This is a genomic window from Glaciecola sp. HA4-3, from assembly GCF_055693685.1.
Genome location: NZ_CM146340.1, coordinates 3,192,737 through 3,211,735 on the forward strand (window position 1 = coordinate 3,192,737; position 18,999 = coordinate 3,211,735).

13 protein-coding genes and 3 pseudogenes are annotated in these 18,999 nt (G+C 40.8%); 7 read left to right on the plus strand and 9 right to left on the minus strand.

The annotated features are described in order from the left end of the window. The first annotated feature begins 214 nt into the window (after window positions 1-214). The 3 genes and pseudogenes from katG (at window position 215) to ACZ1G6_RS15340 (ending at window position 3,889) form a co-directional block, all read left to right on the plus strand. Window positions 215-2,484 (plus strand): annotated as a pseudogene (katG, locus tag ACZ1G6_RS15330) (catalase/peroxidase HPI). A 219-nt stretch (window positions 2,485-2,703) separates the two neighbouring features. Continuing rightward, complete coding sequence (locus ACZ1G6_RS15335; protein WP_472617082.1) at window positions 2,704-3,387, plus strand: thiolase family protein; 684 nt, start codon at window positions 2,704-2,706, stop codon at window positions 3,385-3,387. A gap of 13 nt (window positions 3,388-3,400) precedes the next feature. Further along, window positions 3,401-3,889, plus strand: coding sequence for a thiolase family protein (locus tag ACZ1G6_RS15340; protein WP_472617083.1), 489 nt, complete (start codon window positions 3,401-3,403; stop codon window positions 3,887-3,889). A 54-nt stretch (window positions 3,890-3,943) separates the two neighbouring features. Here ACZ1G6_RS15340 and ACZ1G6_RS15345 read toward each other — a convergent pair whose 3' ends face one another. Further along, on the minus strand, window positions 3,944-4,981 hold the full coding sequence (locus ACZ1G6_RS15345; RefSeq protein ID WP_472617084.1) for a hypothetical protein: 1,038 nt from the start codon (window positions 4,979-4,981) through the stop codon (window positions 3,944-3,946). 86 nt (window positions 4,982-5,067) lie between these two features. Continuing rightward, window positions 5,068-5,643 (minus strand): DUF2059 domain-containing protein, encoded by a 576-nt coding sequence (locus tag ACZ1G6_RS15350; protein ID WP_472617085.1) that lies wholly within the window; start codon window positions 5,641-5,643, stop codon window positions 5,068-5,070. 265 nt (window positions 5,644-5,908) lie between these two features. Between ACZ1G6_RS15350 and ACZ1G6_RS15355 the strand changes: the two genes are divergently transcribed. Together ACZ1G6_RS15355 and efpL are read left to right on the plus strand one after the other, a co-directional pair. Next, window positions 5,909-6,250, plus strand: coding sequence for a phasin family protein (locus tag ACZ1G6_RS15355; protein WP_472617086.1), 342 nt, complete (start codon window positions 5,909-5,911; stop codon window positions 6,248-6,250). Window positions 6,251-6,401: 151 nt separating this feature from the next. Then, a pseudogene (gene efpL / locus ACZ1G6_RS15360) lies at window positions 6,402-6,969 on the plus strand (elongation factor P-like protein EfpL). On the opposite strand, the gene ACZ1G6_RS15365 reads toward efpL, so the two are convergent. From ACZ1G6_RS15365 to ACZ1G6_RS15385, 5 genes are all read right to left on the minus strand, one after another. Then, the gene (locus tag ACZ1G6_RS15365; protein ID WP_472617087.1) at window positions 6,966-9,377 is read right to left on the minus strand and encodes a hypothetical protein; all 2,412 of its coding nucleotides are present in this window, start codon (window positions 9,375-9,377) and stop codon (window positions 6,966-6,968) included. The pseudogene efpL and the gene ACZ1G6_RS15365 overlap by 4 nt on opposite strands. Next, window positions 9,374-10,519, minus strand: a complete 1,146-nt coding sequence (locus tag ACZ1G6_RS15370; RefSeq protein ID WP_472617088.1) for a Mur ligase family protein — start codon at window positions 10,517-10,519, stop codon at window positions 9,374-9,376. Before ACZ1G6_RS15370 ends, ACZ1G6_RS15365 begins: the two co-directional genes overlap by 4 nt. 1 nt (window position 10,520) lies before the next feature. Beyond that, window positions 10,521-11,450, minus strand: coding sequence for a hypothetical protein (locus tag ACZ1G6_RS15375; protein ID WP_472617089.1), 930 nt, complete (start codon window positions 11,448-11,450; stop codon window positions 10,521-10,523). Then, entirely contained in the window at window positions 11,404-11,565 is a 162-nt protein-coding gene (locus ACZ1G6_RS15380) for a hypothetical protein (RefSeq protein ID WP_472617090.1), read from the minus strand. Before ACZ1G6_RS15380 ends, ACZ1G6_RS15375 begins: the two co-directional genes overlap by 47 nt. A 211-nt stretch (window positions 11,566-11,776) precedes the next feature. After that, complete coding sequence (locus ACZ1G6_RS15385) at window positions 11,777-12,928, minus strand: hypothetical protein (protein ID WP_472617091.1); 1,152 nt, start codon at window positions 12,926-12,928, stop codon at window positions 11,777-11,779. Window positions 12,929-13,315: 387 nt separating this feature from the next. Here ACZ1G6_RS15385 and ACZ1G6_RS15390 point away from each other — a divergent pair, with 387 nt between their 5' ends. Continuing rightward, window positions 13,316-15,082, plus strand: coding sequence for a methyltransferase domain-containing protein (locus tag ACZ1G6_RS15390; protein WP_472617092.1), 1,767 nt, complete (start codon window positions 13,316-13,318; stop codon window positions 15,080-15,082). A gap of 91 nt (window positions 15,083-15,173) precedes the next feature. On the opposite strand, the gene ACZ1G6_RS15395 is transcribed toward ACZ1G6_RS15390, so the two are convergent. Then, complete coding sequence (locus tag ACZ1G6_RS15395; RefSeq protein ID WP_472617093.1) at window positions 15,174-15,884, minus strand: phospholipase D family protein; 711 nt, start codon at window positions 15,882-15,884, stop codon at window positions 15,174-15,176. 1,091 nt (window positions 15,885-16,975) lie between these two features. Here ACZ1G6_RS15395 and ACZ1G6_RS15400 point away from each other — a divergent pair. Beyond that, window positions 16,976-18,376, plus strand: coding sequence for an MATE family efflux transporter (locus tag ACZ1G6_RS15400; protein ID WP_472617094.1), 1,401 nt, complete (start codon window positions 16,976-16,978; stop codon window positions 18,374-18,376). A gap of 233 nt (window positions 18,377-18,609) precedes the next feature. On the opposite strand, the pseudogene ACZ1G6_RS15405 reads toward ACZ1G6_RS15400, so the two are convergent. After that, a pseudogene (locus tag ACZ1G6_RS15405) lies at window positions 18,610-18,915 on the minus strand (tyrosine-type recombinase/integrase); the annotation flags it as partial. Window positions 18,916-18,999 lie beyond the last annotated feature (84 nt).

Genomic DNA, 18,999 nt, shown 5'->3' on the forward strand with positions numbered 1-18,999 from the left:
ACTTAAGCGCTTATATTAATATTTCCGATGAAAACAATCGTTTTTATTCGTAACACTTTTTTAACATCTATGACTATACTTTTTGCACGCTAGCGAATTCAAGGCGAATTAACGAAGTGATCAAGTTCAGGCATATGTGATTCGATTTATCTGAGCTTACCTACTTTGCACTTTCAAATTTGGTTACAACAAGAATGGAAAGAGAGAACATAGCATGAAAAAGCAAACAGTATTTCTTAAAACAGTCATAGCAGGCTTGGTCAGCCTTGCATGTATGTCAAGTGCGGCGATTGCCGAAACAGCCGAAGTTAGTAAACCTAAAGGAGCAATGGGTTCAGGCATTGCCAAAGAAGGCCAAGCTAAATCTAATCAGTTCTGGTGGCCAGACCAACTTGACCTTACTATGTTGCGTGACAAAGATGGTCGTTCAAATCCATACGGCGCTGATTTTGACTACAAAGCCGCCTTTTCCTCTTTAGACCTTGGCGCAGTCAAAGATGATATTAATACTGTGTTAACGGATTCCCAAGACTGGTGGCCTGCAGATTTTGGCAATTATGGACCGTTTTTTATTCGCCTAACATGGCATAGTGCTGGTACTTATAGAACTTTAGATGGCCGTGGTGGTGCTGGTGGCGGCCAAATGCGCTTTGATCCTTTAAATAGTTGGCCTGATAATGGCAACCTTGATAAAGCACGAAGACTGCTTTGGCCCGTTAAACAAAAGTATGGTGAAAATCTTTCATGGTCCGATTTGATGGTGCTTGCGGGAAATGTTGCGCTTGAAAACATGGGCTTTGAAACCTACGGTTTTGCAGGTGGTCGTGCTGATGATTGGGAGCCAGATTTAGTTTATTGGGGTCCAGAAGTTGAAATGTTAGCAAGCGATCGTGAAGACCGCGATGGCAAACTACAACGACCCTTAGGTGCTACTCATATGGGTTTGATTTATGTGAATCCTGAGGGCCCACGCGGTGTGCCTGACCCAGTTGGTTCTGCAAAGAATATCCGAGTCGCATTTAGTCGCATGGCGATGAATGATGAAGAAACCCTTGCCTTAATTGCGGGCGGCCACACCTTTGGCAAGATGCATGGTGCTCACAAACCAAGTGATTGCGTCGGAGCTGAACCTGCGGCTGCTCCAATCGAAGAACAAGGTCTTGGTTGGAAAAACAAGTGCGGTAAAGGTCATTCAGAAGATACCGTTACCAGTGGCTTAGAAGGCGCGTGGACACAAGCACCTACTCAATGGACCTCACTTTATTTAAGTAACTTATTAAACTTTGAGTGGAAGCAAACCCGCAGTCCAGCTGGAGCGATCCAATGGATACCTACCGATGAATCTTTGCATGCAATTGTGCCTGATGCGCATGTTGAAGGTAAATTTAATCCACCGGTGATGACCACTGCGGATTTAGCACTTAAATTTGATCCTGAGTATCGTAAAATCGCTGAACGCTTCTTGGCTGATCCTAAAGAGTATCAACTTGCATTTGCAAAGGCTTGGTATAAGTTAACACACCGAGACATGGGTCCTAGACGAAACTATTTAGGTGATGAGGTTCCCTCAGATATCTTAATCTGGAAAGACCCTATTGACCAAGACACGGCTTCAAACATAGATGCAGACGATGTCGCTGACTTAAAAGCTAAAATACTAGATTCAGGATTGACTATTCAAGAGCTTGTCAGAACAGCTTGGGCGTCTGCCGCAAGCTACCGTGATTCGGATATGCGAGGCGGTGCTAATGGAGCACGTATTGCCTTAGCCCCTCAGAAGGATTGGGCGGTCAATAATCCGCAAGAAGTCGCTAGAGTGATTGCCGTATTAAAAGAGATTCAAGACGATGCAAATGGTGGGTTTTTTAATAGCTCGAATGTATCGCTAGCTGACCTTATTGTACTGGGCGGCGCGGCAGCGATTGAAAAAGCAGCCAAAGACGCAGGTTTTGATGTCACTGTGCCCTTTACGCCTTAGCCGAGCAGATGCCACTCAAGAAAATACAGATGTAAATTCATTTGGTCTACTTGAATTAAGTGCTGATGGATTTAGAAACTATTTTGATAGTGAAAATAGCTATAAATCACCTACCGAAGCGTTAGTTGATAAGGCAGACCAACTTGATTTGAGTGTCCCTGAAATGACTGTGTTAGTGGGTGGACTGCGTGCATTAGACGCAAACTATCAAGGTGGCCAACATGGCGTGTTAACAGACAAGCCTTAGTACGTTAAGCAATGACTTTTTCGTTAACTTATTAGATATGTCTACCGTTTGGAAAAAGTCGGACACAGATGGTGTATACGAAGGGTTTGATAGAGCCACTGGCGAAGCAAAGTGGAGCGCTACATCTGTTGATCTGATCTTTGGTTCAAATTCTGAATTACGAGCCGTAGCAGAAGTATATGCTTTTGATACCTCAAAACAGAAATTTGTTGATGACTTTGTTGCAACTTGGACAAAAGTAATGAATCTTGACCGATAATTAATAAAATCTACTTTAATTAAACCCCGCGCAGCTCATCGCTCCGCGGGGTTTTTTATGTTAGGTCACGAATCCTTGATCTATCTCAATTATTAGGGTGTCTATACCACTAATGTCTGTAGGGCCTGCTATTTATAATCTTATTGATTTTTTATATGGTAATGCTCCTTACGGATTTTCCTTTGGGATATTCACCACCAAACAAAGTTGGGATAAAAAATGAGTGTAAATAGTGTTGTTGTTTTAAGTGCTGTGCGTTCTGCGATTGGCACATTCAGCGGAAGCCTAAAGGGTATAGAACCATGTGAGCTTGCAGGGCAAGTATTGGCAAAAGGTATTGAAAACTCTGGTGTGGCTGCAGATAAATATGAATCAATTGTAGTGGGTAATACGATTCCGACAGAGTCTCGCTTTCCGTATGTTGCCCGAGTAGCATCAATACAAGCAGGCATGTCATTAAATTCTACAGCAATGGCGCTTAACCGCCTTTGTAGTTCCGGTCTTCAAGCGGTTGTAAACTCTGCACAAGGTATTATGCTTGGTGATCACGAGTTGGCCATTGGTGGTGGTGTTGAAAACATGTCTCGCGGTGGTTACTTGTCTCCTGCGATGAGAGCTGGCGCTAGAATGGGTGACAGTGCCATGATTGATATGATGGTTGCCGCCTTAACAGACCCTTTTGGTGTTGGTCATATGGGTATCACCGCAGAAAATCTAGCGAGTAAATGGGACCTAAGTCGCGAACAACAAGATGCCTTTGCTGCTGAATCACACAGACGCGCAGCTGCGGCAATTGAAGCAGGTTACTTTAAAGATCAGATTGCTGCGGTAGAGCTAAAAAGCCGTCGTGGTAGCACCTTTTTTGATGTAGATGAGCACGTGAAGCCTTGGCACAACTGCTGAGTCTTTAGCAGGTATGCGTCCAGCATTTAAAAAGGATGGTAGTGTCACAGCAGGCAATGCTTCAGGTATCAATGACGGTGCTTCGTTCTTAACGCTTGCTAGCGAAAACTATGCAAACTCAAATGGTTTAGCGCCCATTGCACGGATTGTTTCTTATGCCGTAGCAGGTGTACCAAATGACGTTATGGGAGAAGGCCCTATCCCTGCATCAAAAGCGGCTCTAGCTAAAGCAGGTTTATCAATAGCAGATATGGATATTGTCGAATCAAACGAAGCTTTTGCATCACAAGCCTTAACCGTTGCCAAAGGATTAGATTTAGACCCAGCTAAAACTAATCCAAACGGTGGCGCGATTGCACTTGGTCATCCAATTGGCGCATCTGGTGCTGTGATTGCGACCAAAGCCATTCATGAACTACGCCGTGTAGGCGGAAAATATGCCTTAGCTACCATGTGTATTGGCGGTGGACAAGGGATTGCGGTTATATTTGAACGTTTATAAATAATCGTTTCGCGCAACTATAAGCACCCACCTAAACGTCTTTAGGTGGGTTTTTTATATCTCAGGTGGCGGCTGAGCTTGATCATTTAGCATTGCATAATCATAAACAGTAATACTCGCATCAGCTTTTGCTCGGTTAAGTGCAATTTTTAATAATGAAAGTAGACTGTGGGTATCAACCCCAATATTTGCATCGACAGACATTGTGCCTATTTTTAAGTGTTTGTTTGAATATTTTGATATGGCAGTTTGAATATTGTTGAGCAAAGGCGGCATTTGTCCCTTATCCTGGCTCTGAATACACACTACTATTTGTTGGTTATTATACAAACCAATCGAAGACATCCCCCTATACAGCGCCTTATCTGACATTTTTATGATACGACATAGCTCTTCAAGCTTTGATACTTCCTCACCTTCGTCAGGGTCAATAAGTAATAAGTGAAGATAATAGTTCGCAGATGTATTAAGCCTTAACTTGATTAAGGCTTTATCTACAAAGCGCATAACGCTTTTTTGCGAATAATCTTCAATATTTTGCTTAGATATTTTTTCTACTTCAACGCTTAACATAGCGATAATATCGATAAAAACCAAACCCATGCATAAGCTAAATCCAAGAGCAACCGACAACCATAGTGTTTTGGCGAACAGTTCAGTTTCAATTTTGCTTAACCCAGAATAATCTGGCACTTTATCGCCAAATACACTTAACGTGATAATGTAAAAAATAACGCACACTGATAGCCCAATGGCTTGTTTTTTCGGTAAAATCAGGCAGCTGACTACCGGCAATAATGGAAGAAGTACTGTAAAGCGACTGCTAATTCCACCGGCAAAAGTCAATGGAAAGAGAATTACGAAAGTGACGCCAAGCACTAGTATTAACGCATTGCTTCGGCGCGCTGGATTAAAGTAAATAACAAGAAAAATAAAAAGGACTAAAACACTTATCAACATCGCAATGACTGTGAGCTGAATGGCATAGGTGCCAATGAAAAACATTGCACCAGCACCGGCAAACGTCGCAACGAAGGTCATAAATGCCATTCGTCTAACCAAATTGATGATATATACTTCGTTTGCGATCATTGACCTAATTCTCTACTACAACACAAGGGGTATCGGCAGATATCCTTGAATATTGAGCGCAATTAGCTGCGTCAGTCCTTTGTAAATTACTCGTTATTTTCAGTTTCTTGGCTTTGTTGACTGACTCTTGCTTTTCTTACTTCACGCAGCTCTGCATACATTTGTTCAATTATATTACGAATCATAGGCTGAGTTTGTTGTGCAAGTGATTGTCCTAGCATCATTGCTTGTTGCATTATTCGCGGTTGTTTATCGATAAGCGATTGGCCCACAGGTGTTCTATAAAACGCCAATAATTGTTCTATTTCTTCATCTGTAAAATTTTGACGATAAATCTGTTTCATATCATCACGGATACGCTCCCAACTCATCTCTTTTTGCCATACCTTTGTTATTTGTGCTTGGTATTTTTCAAATATTGGGACTTCTTCAGCTGATACACCTAAGTCTTTGCGAGTCTGTAAGATAACTTGTTCCATTTGTAGCCACATACTGTCCATCATCGTGTCCATTTCCATGACACTTAATAACTCATCTAAATTGTCTTGTTCGTTCACGTTTTGTGGTTGAGGTTCAGCCGTTTGTGCAAACACGCTATTACCGATACTAACGCTAAGCATGATGATGCTCAGTATTAGTGAGCAAAACTGTACAACTTTCATATTAACATCCTGTTTTATTCAATGGTGTGAGTGCCTAGTATATGGAAAATGAACACAAATAATATCTTTTCTTTGCATAAGACCATGGTATCAATTTATTTTTTATTATATTTATCATTAGTTTAACTAAGTCGGATGGTTTTTTTAGTATTTTATGCTGCACCGCAACAAAAAAATGCTTGACCAAATTTATAAATCGATTATTATTTGAACATACCGATTGTTGCACCGCAGCATAAAATTACATCCTTTAAGGGGAAATAACATGTTTGATAAAATCAACGAACAACTAGAAGCATCTATGAAGCCTGTAAATGAGTTAACTACTTTGAACATGGCAACACTACAAGATCTTGCTGAAAAGCAAAGTGCTCTTTTCACTACACTTTTAAATAGTGGTGTTTCATTTGCAGAAACCGCTGGCCAGCAAAAAGATGTCACAAGCTTAGCTGAAGCACAAAAAGCATACTTTGAGACATTGCAAGCCAGTGTTACTGACTCAGCTAAAGAAGCTTATACCTTAGTAGCTGAAGCTCAGAAAAAAGCAGGTGTTGTATTAAAAGAAATGAGCGAAGAAGCAGCAAGCAAGTTCACAGTAGCTAGCTAATCAAAACCTTCTTTGATACGAAGCGTCACTTACACCTTAGTTTATTACTAACAGTGTCGGTGGCGTTTTTTCTTTTGTGCAACGCGTTTTTCTTCACCCTTCCCTAAGTTCATGCTACTTTATTTGTTTTAGCAAACTCAAAGAACTAATCATGCCTAAAGCAAGTGAAATCAAGAAAAACGCCGCTATTGAGCACAACGGCAAAACCTACTCTGGTAAAAGACATTAATAAGCTCACGCCAAGTGGTAGAGCGGGAGCAAGCCTTTATCGAATGCGTTTGTATGAAGTTGCAACTCGAGCTAAGGCCGACGAGAGTTTTAAAGCCGATGAAATAATCAATACGGCTGAGTTTTCAAAGAAAAAAGTGAGCTTTTCTTATTCAGATGGTACCGAATATGTGTTTATGGATAACGAAGACTATACCCCCTACTCACTTGACAAAGATGTCATAGAAGACGAACTATTATTCATTACTGAAGATACCGAAGGCTTGCAAGTGCTTATGGTCGACGGAAACCCTGTTGGTATTGAACTTCCGGCATCAGTCGACTTAGTCATTACCGAAACGGACCCATCTATCAAAGGGGCATCGGCTAGCGCTAGAACCAAACCAGCCACGTTAACAACAGGCTTGGTGGTGCAAGTACCCGAATATATTGCAAGCGGCGAGAAAATAAAAATCAATACAACTGACGTAAAATTTACCAGCCGAGCTTAAGGATGCTTGCGATCTAACCAGTCCACCCTAAGGACATCTCGGATCGCAGGCCAAGCCACAAAGTTCCAAAAACTAGTATCGCTTGGATCAAGTTCTATATATCCCATGGTTTCATTGAGCAACTCATCTTTTAAGGTATTTGAACCAAAGCATTCACGATAAAAGTTAAATAACGCTTGATTGCTCTCACGATAATCTCCTTGATAACGCTTGTGCTGGTATGCAATTTCGTTCAAAGGATAAAAGGTTTTGGGTATTTTAAGGCGCTTTGCCGCGCGCACTCGGTGTTTAAACACTTTGTCTATGCGTTGGCTTTGAAAAACGGTACCGGTGCCTGATGGCGCACCGAACACCTTTACTCCCCATGCAAAGGCTGTTAACCAGTTATAAGTGTGATAGATACTTAAATATTCTGCTATTAAGCCAGCTGAAAGCGTTACAGACCAGTTACCTGACCCTCGCTTTAATAGTGCAGTAATAATCTTTTCCATATCCGCTTTTTGAATCGGTGGTGATGGACTAAACACATCACTTTTTGGGGCTTTACGCGCGGCCTTTACTGCATCGTAATCGCGCGTATATCGTTGCCAATAGTCATCCATCGTCGTTTCAGAATGTGACGGCTTAGTGTCGTTCACAAAGGGACCAAACATACGAATCGCTTTCATAAACCCAAAATTTGATTGCAGCTTTTTCCAGTCTTCAAGTTTTGGCGCTTGATCAAGATTATAGAACGTCGGTAAATCCTTTGCCCGAAACGAAAGGGTAATAGGAGCATCGCTTAAATCAGGGCTGTCGGCTGACTCAGGGAGTTTATCAAGGACAGAATCGAAGCCTCTTTTTAGACGCAAAGTAGAAATACCTAGCGCATGTGGCTGCTTATAAGCCTGAGACTGCGGTGGTTTTTCCCGTTTTAGTTGTTTGGCATGCTCACTGAAATGATTAATACCTTTTGAAAGGTCGCGCTCAATATCACCAATTTGTGGTTTATCGCTTTGTGAGCCCCAAAAACTTGCATGTTGGGCCCAATAACGAATCAAGCGTTCTTTAATATTGTGTTTATTTGGCTTGATATGCTTTTTACTTTGTCTATCGTAGCGATACATCGCTTGAATAAATTTCTTATGAGTAGTAACTGCACTGCAACCCCAATAGTTGATACGAGAATGTGAGTTAAATGCAGCTTGCGCCTTCAAATTTCGTTTTAATGTATCCCCAGCTTTTAACTTACGTCTATTAGCAAACCATCTTACTTGCTCATCATCTAAAGTATTACTTAAGGTATTGGGATCATTTGAAAATACACGGTTAACCCATGTTTGGCATCTTTGTTGAATATCGACAAAATCATAATCGTCGCGTGCATCTTTATCATAAGGACTGCGCATAGGGAGGTTTTGGTATTGTTGAATCGATAGTGATTTAGCATACTCACTGGGCTTACTTGACTGCTTATCGTATTTAAACCAATTATCAATACCGCCGCTTAAGCGATTGTCACTGCTGTTAACTAAAACTGGACCGCCACTCCAAGCATGAGAAAAAATCGAGACTTCGAGCACTATTTGCCGCGCCGCGCCGATTGTTTCAATTGCCGAGTGAATATCTGAAATAGATACGACATCCTGAATTTTCGACAGTTTACCTGAATGAATATAGTCAGTAATTTCGTCGATGAATCTTGCTTCTTGACCAGAGTGGATAGGTGGCGGTTTATCTTCATCATGCTCAAGTAAATGCGCATAAAGCTCTAAAAATCCGCCGAAATGACGAGCAAAAGCCGAGCGAGTATAACTTTTTGCAAAAAGCGCTGCGTATTTTGGCGAAAAATAATAATGAAAAAGATTCACACCGGTTTTACCTTTGGTGAACTCACATTCACTTGGTGTAACGCTATATTGGCTTGCGATTTGTGCAAAAAATGCGGCTTTTTTGTTCGCAAAAGTAAGGGCCTTTTGCGCAAAGGTAGCAGCTTGTTTTAATTCATCAGTTTCCATAGCGTTAGCACTGAACAAGGCAATTTGCTTAAGGGTGTTATCATCGGGAATCATCACTTTCCCGCTATGTAAGTCAGCACCGCTAAACGAAAGTGTAATACCTGGAGCAGCTTCACCAAAGCCTTTTGGCACCTTGCGTGACCGTTTACCTTGTTTAAAATCAAAAGCGCGATCTGCAAAGAAAACTAAATGTGCATTTACGGTTGTAGAAGCAGAATTAGGAATCTGGCGACACGATTGTTCAAACAAAATACCGTCTTTTTGGAACAACATTTTTAAACGGTCAATTGCAAGCTGGTCATGATTGGTCGCATTGCGGTGCAAATAACTGACCCGATAGCGGCCATTTTTCTTTTTAGGAAGATTATAATTATAGCCAGAAATGCTAAATACGTGAATATGAGCACTCATGCTATACGCCTTCCGCCAAGCCGCTTAACGACGTCGACATCACTGTAGGCAACTCTTCCAAATGCGCCTTGCCAACGTGTGTCTGCGCCTCTTCCTGCAATAATTGCGGTGTCTCCGGTTTTTAAAGATGCAATCAAATGATAGATTGCGTGATCACGGGGTACAATTTCCGTGTAATCATAAGCAAGTGACAATTGGGCACGTATTAATGCTGGGTCCTCTTGTCGAGGATCATCATCACTTACTACCACATAGTCTGCAATATTCGCGCTGTGTGACATTAAAGCTCGCTTTTGTTCTCCCCAACCCCCTTTTGAACTTAACAAGAACCCAACCTTTGCCGCCCCTTTTGACAAATCTTGTGTTTGCGAAATAACCGTTTCGATACCACCTGGGTTGTGTGCAAAATCGATAACTGCCATCACACCATTTGGCATTAACCACTGCTCATAGCGCCCAGGAGGAGATTGCAAAGCTCTAATTTGTTTTGCAAACATTTTTGCATGGGGCTCAAGGCTTACATCAATATTTTCGTGCAGACCAAGATGCGATGGGGGCATAGAAGACAAAATATGCTGGGCAAGTTTACATGCTAATCCGCAGTTTTCACGCTGGAAGCTTAGTTTAAACGCCATTTCTTGCTCTTTTGGGATTGAGCTTAATTCAACTAAGTTCAATCCTTTTGATTTTGCGGTTTGGGGTAAATGTGACAAGCCAATCGCGTTTTGATAACTAAAAGCATGACCTTCGCGGTTTAGCCGATCAAATAAAATAGATTTTGATGCTGTATAGGCTTGCATAGACCCATGAACACTAAGGTGGTCTTCGGTGATATTAGTAAATGCAATCACATCATACACAATATTATTATGTAAGCCTTTTGCTAGTGCAGCACTATAGGCTTCAATCGCAATCACTCGTACGCCTTGGGTAGCAACAAGCCAATTGATATAGCTAGACAAGCCTTGCTCACCAGATGGCACTTCATCGCGGCTGCGCACACCTTGTGGCGTTTCGATACGTTGACCAATCGCGGCGGCCGGCACACCCATGCCACGAAGTATCGCCGCTAGCATGGTTGTGACTGAAGTTTTACCGTTTGTGCCCGTAACGCCAACCAAAATTGGTTGAATAGGCGGCATGTTAATCGCCGTCCTCTTCGGTTTTCCTTTGCATCATATGGCCATGCTCATCGACTTCAACCTTTGGATCAAGCATCACTAATGGCGTAGACACACGTGTTAACCAAGTTGAGATTAATATATCCCCTTCTTGTTTACGCTGAGTCGCTTCTCGCATTTCTTGATGTAAAGGTAACCACTTCTCATCTGTTATATTCACCGGCTCGGTTGAATAAAGAGCTGGGCGGCCTCTGAACAAAAAGTCTCTTACTGCATCCTCGTAATTTTCACGAATCGGCACTAAGACTCTAGCAATACCTGAGCGTAAAAAATTAGCATGTAGCGGATCAGGGTGGCTAAGCGAAACAAGTTGCGCCCAATGATGGGGTTCATTCCAATAATAAGGGTAAAGCGTAAATGACATGTTTGACCATTCAAAGGCCTGCTCTGCAAACCTTGCTTCGGTTGCCAATGGATCAAGACGTTTGCGATCAATAGGCAGATTCCCCTCAAGCATTGCGCCTTCGCCGCGTTCAACCACCAGCGGCATATCGGTTGCAACTTCACTTGTTGCACGCTCTTGCGCAAGCATTGCCTCACCGCCCATCAGTTGTAAGCACAAACGTTTAAGCTCATCACGTTCAAGCTCACGCAGGCGAGCGGGTGGAGCATCAATCAGGTCATTAACTGATAGACCAGCCATTTTTTCAGCGTATTCAGATTTAGCTTGTGATACCTGAGCTTGGTATGTCTCCATAATGGCATCGTAAATCTTGTGTTTCCATTCAAGCAAGCGCTCTTCGGTAATTTTGCATCGTACTTGAATCAAAAACTGAACAGTCGCATCATGCCTTGCATACAAAGAATAGCCTAAAGTACCGCGTTGACCTCGTGCGTCAGTAAATCTAAATACTGTTGCTTTGTCTCTGTCTTCTAAACCAAGGCCATCCATTTACTTTAACCTGTGTTTGCGAGCCCATGGTGACCCATACTTCAGGGTCTGCTGAATGCTGCTTAAAAGCAGTGACCGATACTTCCGCTATATCGACTTCATAACCATCAGGCACAGACAGGGCGCCTTCTCGCCTTACTTTTTGTGTACCGCCTACCCCTGAATCTGCATCAGAGGCAGTATCTGTTAATGTTTCGTCGGGTTTTGGAGGCGCAGGTGCATTTCTGACACTGTATTGCTCGACATATTTTAGATACGTTGTTGGCGTGATATCGCTAATCTTAAGCTTTGGCTTAGGCGGTATTTGAAGCTTGGGCGATTTATTATTATGAGTGCTTATATGGCGCAGATAAGCACCTTAGTGAAGGGATATAAAACTCATAGAAAAACCTTATTCCCCGATTCACCAATCGCATTTTATAGATTTTATCAACGTAACGATATACACCTGCAATATGTTCAGCGCCAGCAGCGGTATTGTCAAAACGATGGATGTTTGACTGCTCAGTTTTAGAGCGCGTGATCTCGCTACGTGATTCTTTTACTTTTGATTGAGTGCGCTGCACTGCGCTTTCAGTAACTTCTTGTGCAAACTGGCTAGAGCGTTCATTAGACGAGCGTTTGGAGTTTTCATGTGAAAACTGCATGCCCGCTTTGATTTCTACACTTGGGCCATATTTACCAGAAATACTTAGGTTGTTTTCTATTTTATTTCGGCGCTCGAGCTCATCTCGGGTTGCAGTTTGTAATTCAAAACGTTCTGAGGTTTGAAGGTTTTGCTCCATAAACTGCTCAGTTTCTTCTTCTTCAAACAAACTAATTTCTTGCTCGTTAGTTTGTTTGTGCATGCGTTCTCTAAACTCACTAGCAAGTACATTTTCAACATACGCGATTTCACCTAGCTCGTAACGATGCAAATCTTGTTGAACAATTTGTAGCTCACCCACACCAACTGGTCGAAAGAAACTTGGCATCACATCAGCTTCTTTTTTAGGAGGCTTGTTTAGCGCATCCTCAAATAAGCCCTCGTTAAACGCATTATCAACGGTGTTAACGGTTCCTTGCCCACCAATGTTATCAATAATACCTTCGTTTAAAGCAGAATCATTGGTAGTGGTAGATACACCCGGCGCTGAACCAAGGTTGACTGTAGTTGAACCTTCATTTAAGACGCCATCAACCGTGTTGTTAGTAAAAAAACGAGCCATAGATGGGTTCACTACCCGCGTCACTCCGCCAGTATTTAAACTCATACTATTAACCAAAGAGTTATCAACGCTGCCCATGTTTACCGAGCTACTAGCACCGCTACCAAACACCGAGGATGAAGCTTCAGCATTTTTTGCAACCAAAACTGAGCCATCTTTGAGTAAGTTAGACACACTGATTACTTTGTTAATGACGGCTGAATCAACGCCTGAGATCATAAGTGCAGATAAGGATTTATTAGCACCTACTTCTTTTACGACTTTTTTCAATGCTGTTTCATTTTCAGCATTGGTCACTTTTTTAAAGATATCAAAGGCTTCTTCAGATGTGACAGGATCAATTTCAAAGGTGTTGGCGTCTTCTTGGGTATCGATTGCCTCGGGGGTCGCAGTGCGACAAATTTAAATACATCAAATGACATTTTGGAGTCCATTTCAAAAGAGTTACGCATTTAATGCCATACAACATAGAACGGGTTTTGCGGGATGAAACGCATTCCATGGCGTGAATAGAGGTCAACAACCTTGACCATTTGATGAGATTATTATGTGTACAAAAAATAATCAAGTGATATTTGGTGGGTTATAAAAGAGATTCAGTACGAACAATATCTTTTGTAGCTTTTAACCAATTGAATATTTGTAATAGGAATGAAAATGTCCTTCATTTTTTCATCTAAATCATTTACAACTAAATTACTTAGACTAGGTATTGAAACAAATAAATTGTCAGAAAATATAAAGTACTACTCCACCAACGCTAAATTTCTTGTTGAACAATACAACAGGGTTTCTTTTGAGTCTGTTCACAAAAGCTGGATTGACGAAATACCAAGCGAAGGTATGGCGCTAGACGTTGGCGCTGGGTCAGGTCGTGATGCTAGTTTCTTGGCTTCTAAAGGACTAAGTATTGTCGCTGTTGAACCTGCCGATGGCATTCGCGAACTTGCGCAACAATATGTTGTGGGAAAACCAATACATTGGATATCAGATACTTTACCCGAATTATCTAAAGTATTTGCACTACAGACTAAATTTGATTTGATTTTGTTAAGTGCGGTGTGGATGCATATTGCGCAGTCGTCTCGTGAAAAAGCTTTTCGTAAACTAAGCTCGTTACTGAAGCCTAATGGGAAGCTAGTTATTTCATTAAGGCATGGCGTTTGCGATGACGAACGTACTATGCATCCAGTATCTGCAGATGAGTTATCTCGATTCGCTAGGCAATATGGCCTAACCTATAGGTTGCTAACACCTTCTGAACAAAATGATGAATTAAAGCGTGAAGCAGTTAGCTGGGAAACAGTGTTGCTCTCACTCCCAGATGACGGAACTGGCGCGTTCCCATTAATTCGCAATATCGTAGTAAATGACAACAAATCATCAACCTATAAAGTTGCCTTATTGCGATCATTACTTCGTATAGCCGAAGGTCACCCCGGAGCCGTACTCGAACAAACTGACGAACATGTTGTTTTGCCTCTTGGGTTAGTGGCTTTGTACTGGATGAAACTCTACAAACCACTCGTTGATCAATATGATATGAAGCAAATTAGTGACAACAAAAAAGGACTTGGGTTTATAAAAACTAATGGTTGGCAGCAACTTTCTACTCATACATGTAACGATTTTTATATCGGTGCAAGTTATGATAACAATGAGGTTGCGCAGGCGATTTATCGGTCGCTAAAAGATATTGCATCAACAATTAAGAACATGCCAGCAAAGTACACTACTCTGCCAAGCTCTAAAGCGCCAATATTTCACGTTGAAATTAGTAGAACCAGAAAACCAGATAGTCACCTTGTACTTGATTTTCAGTTTTTATCTTCGTTGGGCAAGTTTTTCGTTCCACGACATATCTGGGACTCCTTATCCCGATTTAGTGTATGGATTGAGCCAGCTTTGCTCAATGAATGGTCGTGTTTGATGGCAGGTTATCGTATTAACAAGGAAAAACAGTTTACTAAGTTAGATTATTTGAATGCATTGAATTGGGAAGATCCTCATAGAACAACTTTGCGAATAAGAAAACGCGTAAATGATTTACTATCATCAGAAGATGTTATCTGTTGCTGGTCGGGTATGCGCTTAAAGACCAGTGGCTATGCTGTTGACCATGCTTTTCCCTTTTCTCGTTGGCCTAACAATGATTTATGGAACTTGCTACCAAGTAAAACAAACGTTAACGCTAACAAATCAGACAAATTACCTACCGCATCAAAGTTAATAGAATCAAGAGAATTTATAACTCACTGGTGGAAGCAAGGGTGGCAACATAATCAAACTGAGTTCTTCAGCCAAGCAAATTTAGCATTGCCAACTTTAAGGCACGACAATCGTAACTTTGATGATGTGTTTGAAGCGTTTGCGATACAAAGGGATCGCATTAAAGACTTTCAGCAGTTGGAAGACTGGCAATAAAAAGCGACTAAAAAGTCGCTTAGGGGCAATGGGGTCAAGGTTTGCTTATGAGTGACCGTATGATGAACTTAGAAAGTCTTATTATAATTTTTTAGTTATTTAGTAGGCTTTTGTCCATTGAAGCCGGCCACTTAAAGTATGGTCCAAACCTACTTTTCTTTACGTGTTCACCTCCGATTTTGACTCCAGCCTCCGTTAGAATCAATTCACCATCTTGTTTTGCGATAAAGCCACTTGAGATTAGTGAGTCAATAAATTCATCAGTAGAAAGGCCAAACTTTTTAGCCACTTTACTTGATGATAAAAGCTCCGAATCATTTTTATCGTCCTTTATCACAGCATCAGTTGAAGAAGCTACTTTTTCCATAGAGATTCTTACTTCATCACTAATCCTAATTATTCTTTGCGCTTCTTCAAATGCATCACTATACATCTGGGAATCGTCCATTCTATCAACATAGACTCCCATTTCATTGTTATTTACCTGAGAGAATTCGTAAAGATTTAGACTAGTTATAATGCAACCTTTTTCGTTGATATAACACTTAGCATGCAAATTTTTACAGAAAGAAGTTCGCACAAAATCTAACGTTCTAAGCCAATTAATCTCTTCGGGTTGCAGCTCACTTTTACCATAAATAATTCGAACATCTATTTTTAGACGATTTTTATCTTCTAAAAGCTCTTTTATGCGGTCATTTAACTTAAGAAATGGGCTTATCAGAATAAGCCTTTCAGATGCGTTTTTAATCAACTCTTCAAGAAAATAGTTTGTTGCACTTGTATTTAAGAACTTAGCCATGTTCAATGAATTCCTTATTTTGACTATCTATACTTTTAATGCTTACTTTATCATTTAAAATGAAAATGACTTACATAGCGAGATACCAAAGCACTTGGCGTCAGAGTTCAAATATAGTTTGGGGATATAAATGTTTCTTATCGGGGTCGATTGCACTCAAACTAGAAATAGCTATGTAAAATATTGTTTTAACTTTTTTAAAAGTTGAATTTGTACAATTTAAGACCGTTCAGTTGTGTCTCAGATTTATAAATTCGACATTCTTGTCACAGCCAAAACATGATGTTAATGTTATGCCTAACTCACTGAAAACGCAAATAATTTGCTTTTATTTTGGTGCTATTCCATTTTTTTAAATTCAACCCAATCCAAAGTGAATTGATCAGTGGCACTAGCATCAAATGTCAACAAACCCTAAATTCTCTGAAAAGTTTAACCGCAATGCTTGCCCTGCTTGCAGGAGATCGCGCCAAATGTTGCACTAACAAGTGCCTTGATTATTTGGTTTTGTTTACAAAAAGGGGAAATGGCGCACCTGGCGCGATTCGAACGCGCGACCTTTGGCTTCGGAGGGCACCTCTGCGAAATGTGGTTAAAAGTTGTACCCCTGCGAAAATCGGTTTTAATCGGTGTTTCAATAACTTAAGGAAGAATCTGCATTACACCACTAGAGACCGATTAACACCGATGGTCACTGTCACGTCACAATTTTTTCTCTTAAGGTGGGGCGAAAATAGCCAGTTTTGACCCCTTCGAAACATATCATAATGCGATTTAACTTCAAGCTTTTGTCTTAGAATCATCAGTGCAGATGTATGACACTTCATAATGGATCTGAGAAGTTTGATAGCAGTTTAAAAGTCGCTGTCTTTTAATTATCTGGCAGCTGCGTTGGACAAACTCCGGAGAGTCGGAAACGAAAATCTAAGCTGCTGGTTTGTTCGCATTGCGGAATCTCAGGCTTTTTGAAAATCTAAAAAAATATTATTCAAATTGTGGTCTGGTTTAGAAGAAGCGGAAGTTCTGCTTATTCGACATTTATCAGGTTATTGCAGCAATTGGCTAATTCCAGTATTCTATAATTTCCTCGTATGGCTGAGGTAATTGACTTTGATTTTGGTGAAAAGGGCCAGTTTTCATCTAACGGAGTTTTTATGCCCTCACAAAATCTTAAGTATATCTCCCTCTCATCTACAAAACAGCTACTCAACTTAAGCATCCCAATTACGCTGGGCTTCTTAAGTGCAGCACTTATAGGCGTAACAGATTCAATTATTGTTGCTCCGTTAGGTAAACTCGCTCTCGCTTCAATATCGATAACCAGTTCCTTTATTCTGATTTTTTATGCTGGCCTTTTTGGCTTTGCTTCAATGACTGGCGTATTGCTCGCAAACCAAAAGGAAAGTGACCAAAAAACGATAGTGAACACAGGGTTTTGGATTAGCAGTATTGCAGGAGTAATCGGTACACTAGTAATGTTAATAAGTTTCTATTTATTAGGAGTGCTGGGTCAACCAAAAGCGGTCATAACAGCCGTTGAAAGCTATTGGATGTATATGGCATTTTCTTTATTACCATATACGGTGATTAGTTCAATTCAATCTGGCTTAGAAGCATCAGAGCGCCAATGGACATCGATGTTCTTCTCTTTTCTTGCCGTACTGTTAAATGTGCCACTAACCATCATACTGGTTCACGGGTTTGATGATTTCGGTGGTGCTGGACTAAAAGGGGCTGGAGTGGCCTCTTTTGCTGCTCAAACTCTTGCGTTACTTTGCATCATTGTTTATACCCAAAGCAGTAATACACTATATAAGTTTAAACTCTTATTGAAATTCCGTCTGGATGAAGCAAAGGATTATTTGAAACACGGGTCTGCAGTTAGCTTAGGTTATATCGGTGAGGCTGGCGCATTCTCTTTCGCTGGTATTATGGTAGGTTTCTTTGGAATTGATGCTCTGGCATCTTTCCAAATCGTAAACTCAATTGCTTCGGTTGCTTACATGATCCCACTAGGGCTTTCGATTGCCGTTACTATACTAATTGGGCAATCAAGTAGCGAACACAATATTGAAGGAATAAAGTCATTTGCCATAAATGCAAATATGATAATTATTCTTTGGATGACTATCATAACGTTAACTTTCCTTTTCATTGGCAGTGAAATAGCAGCAATATTCACTTCCGATTCTGGCACGATTGCACTAGCAACTAAACTTTTTTGGGTGTTTGGCTTAGTGCAATTAGGTGATGGGCTGCAAGCTACTTGTCTTGGAGCATTAAGAGGAATTCTCGATACTAAACAACCAGTCCTGATTACGTTGGTGATTTATTGGTTAATTGGATTGCCTTTAGGCTACCTGATTGCAAAATACACTGAGTTAAATTCTGTTGGTATTTGGATCGGCTATGGAGTGGGAATTTATTTGGCAGCTTTTTTATTGTCATGGAGACTAATCTTCAAAACTCGAAGTTTGCAACTTAATTTATAGGTTATTTCTTATCGTTTACGGGTTTCTTTTTTCGCCACTTTAACGGCGGCTATGCGAAATTATGCTGCCGTTTTGTATCTGAACCTGAAGATCCGGAATATTTACAAACCGTACCTAAACATTGCTAAATAGCCATTCCAATTCACAACACTCCGAGCGTCTCCTTTGTCTCACATGCTCAAAATTAAGGAATGGTAGTATATTAATTTGAAAACCCATAGGACAGAGACTTTTTAACAGTCGATCGATTCTGAAATCTCTAGCGCATCGTCGACCTCAATTCCTAAATATCTCACAGTGCTCTCAAGTTTCGAATGACCAAGCAGCAATTGGCATGCTCCCAAATTCTTTGTTTGCTTGTAAATCAATGATGGCTTTGTCCGTCTTAATGGATCCGTTTCGTAGTTAGCCGGATCTAATCCGATTGACTCTACCCACTGTTTGACGATTCTTGCATATGCTCTTGTTGTCAAATGCTCTGAATTGCGATTTCGCGATGGAAAAAGGAAGTCGTATGAGTGCAAGTCGAACTTATAAATATTTAGTGCCCTCTAAATAGTTTTATTATAGTACTTTATTGGTGTTGAAGCTTCCCTGACTATTTTGTTAAGAACTCAAATCAA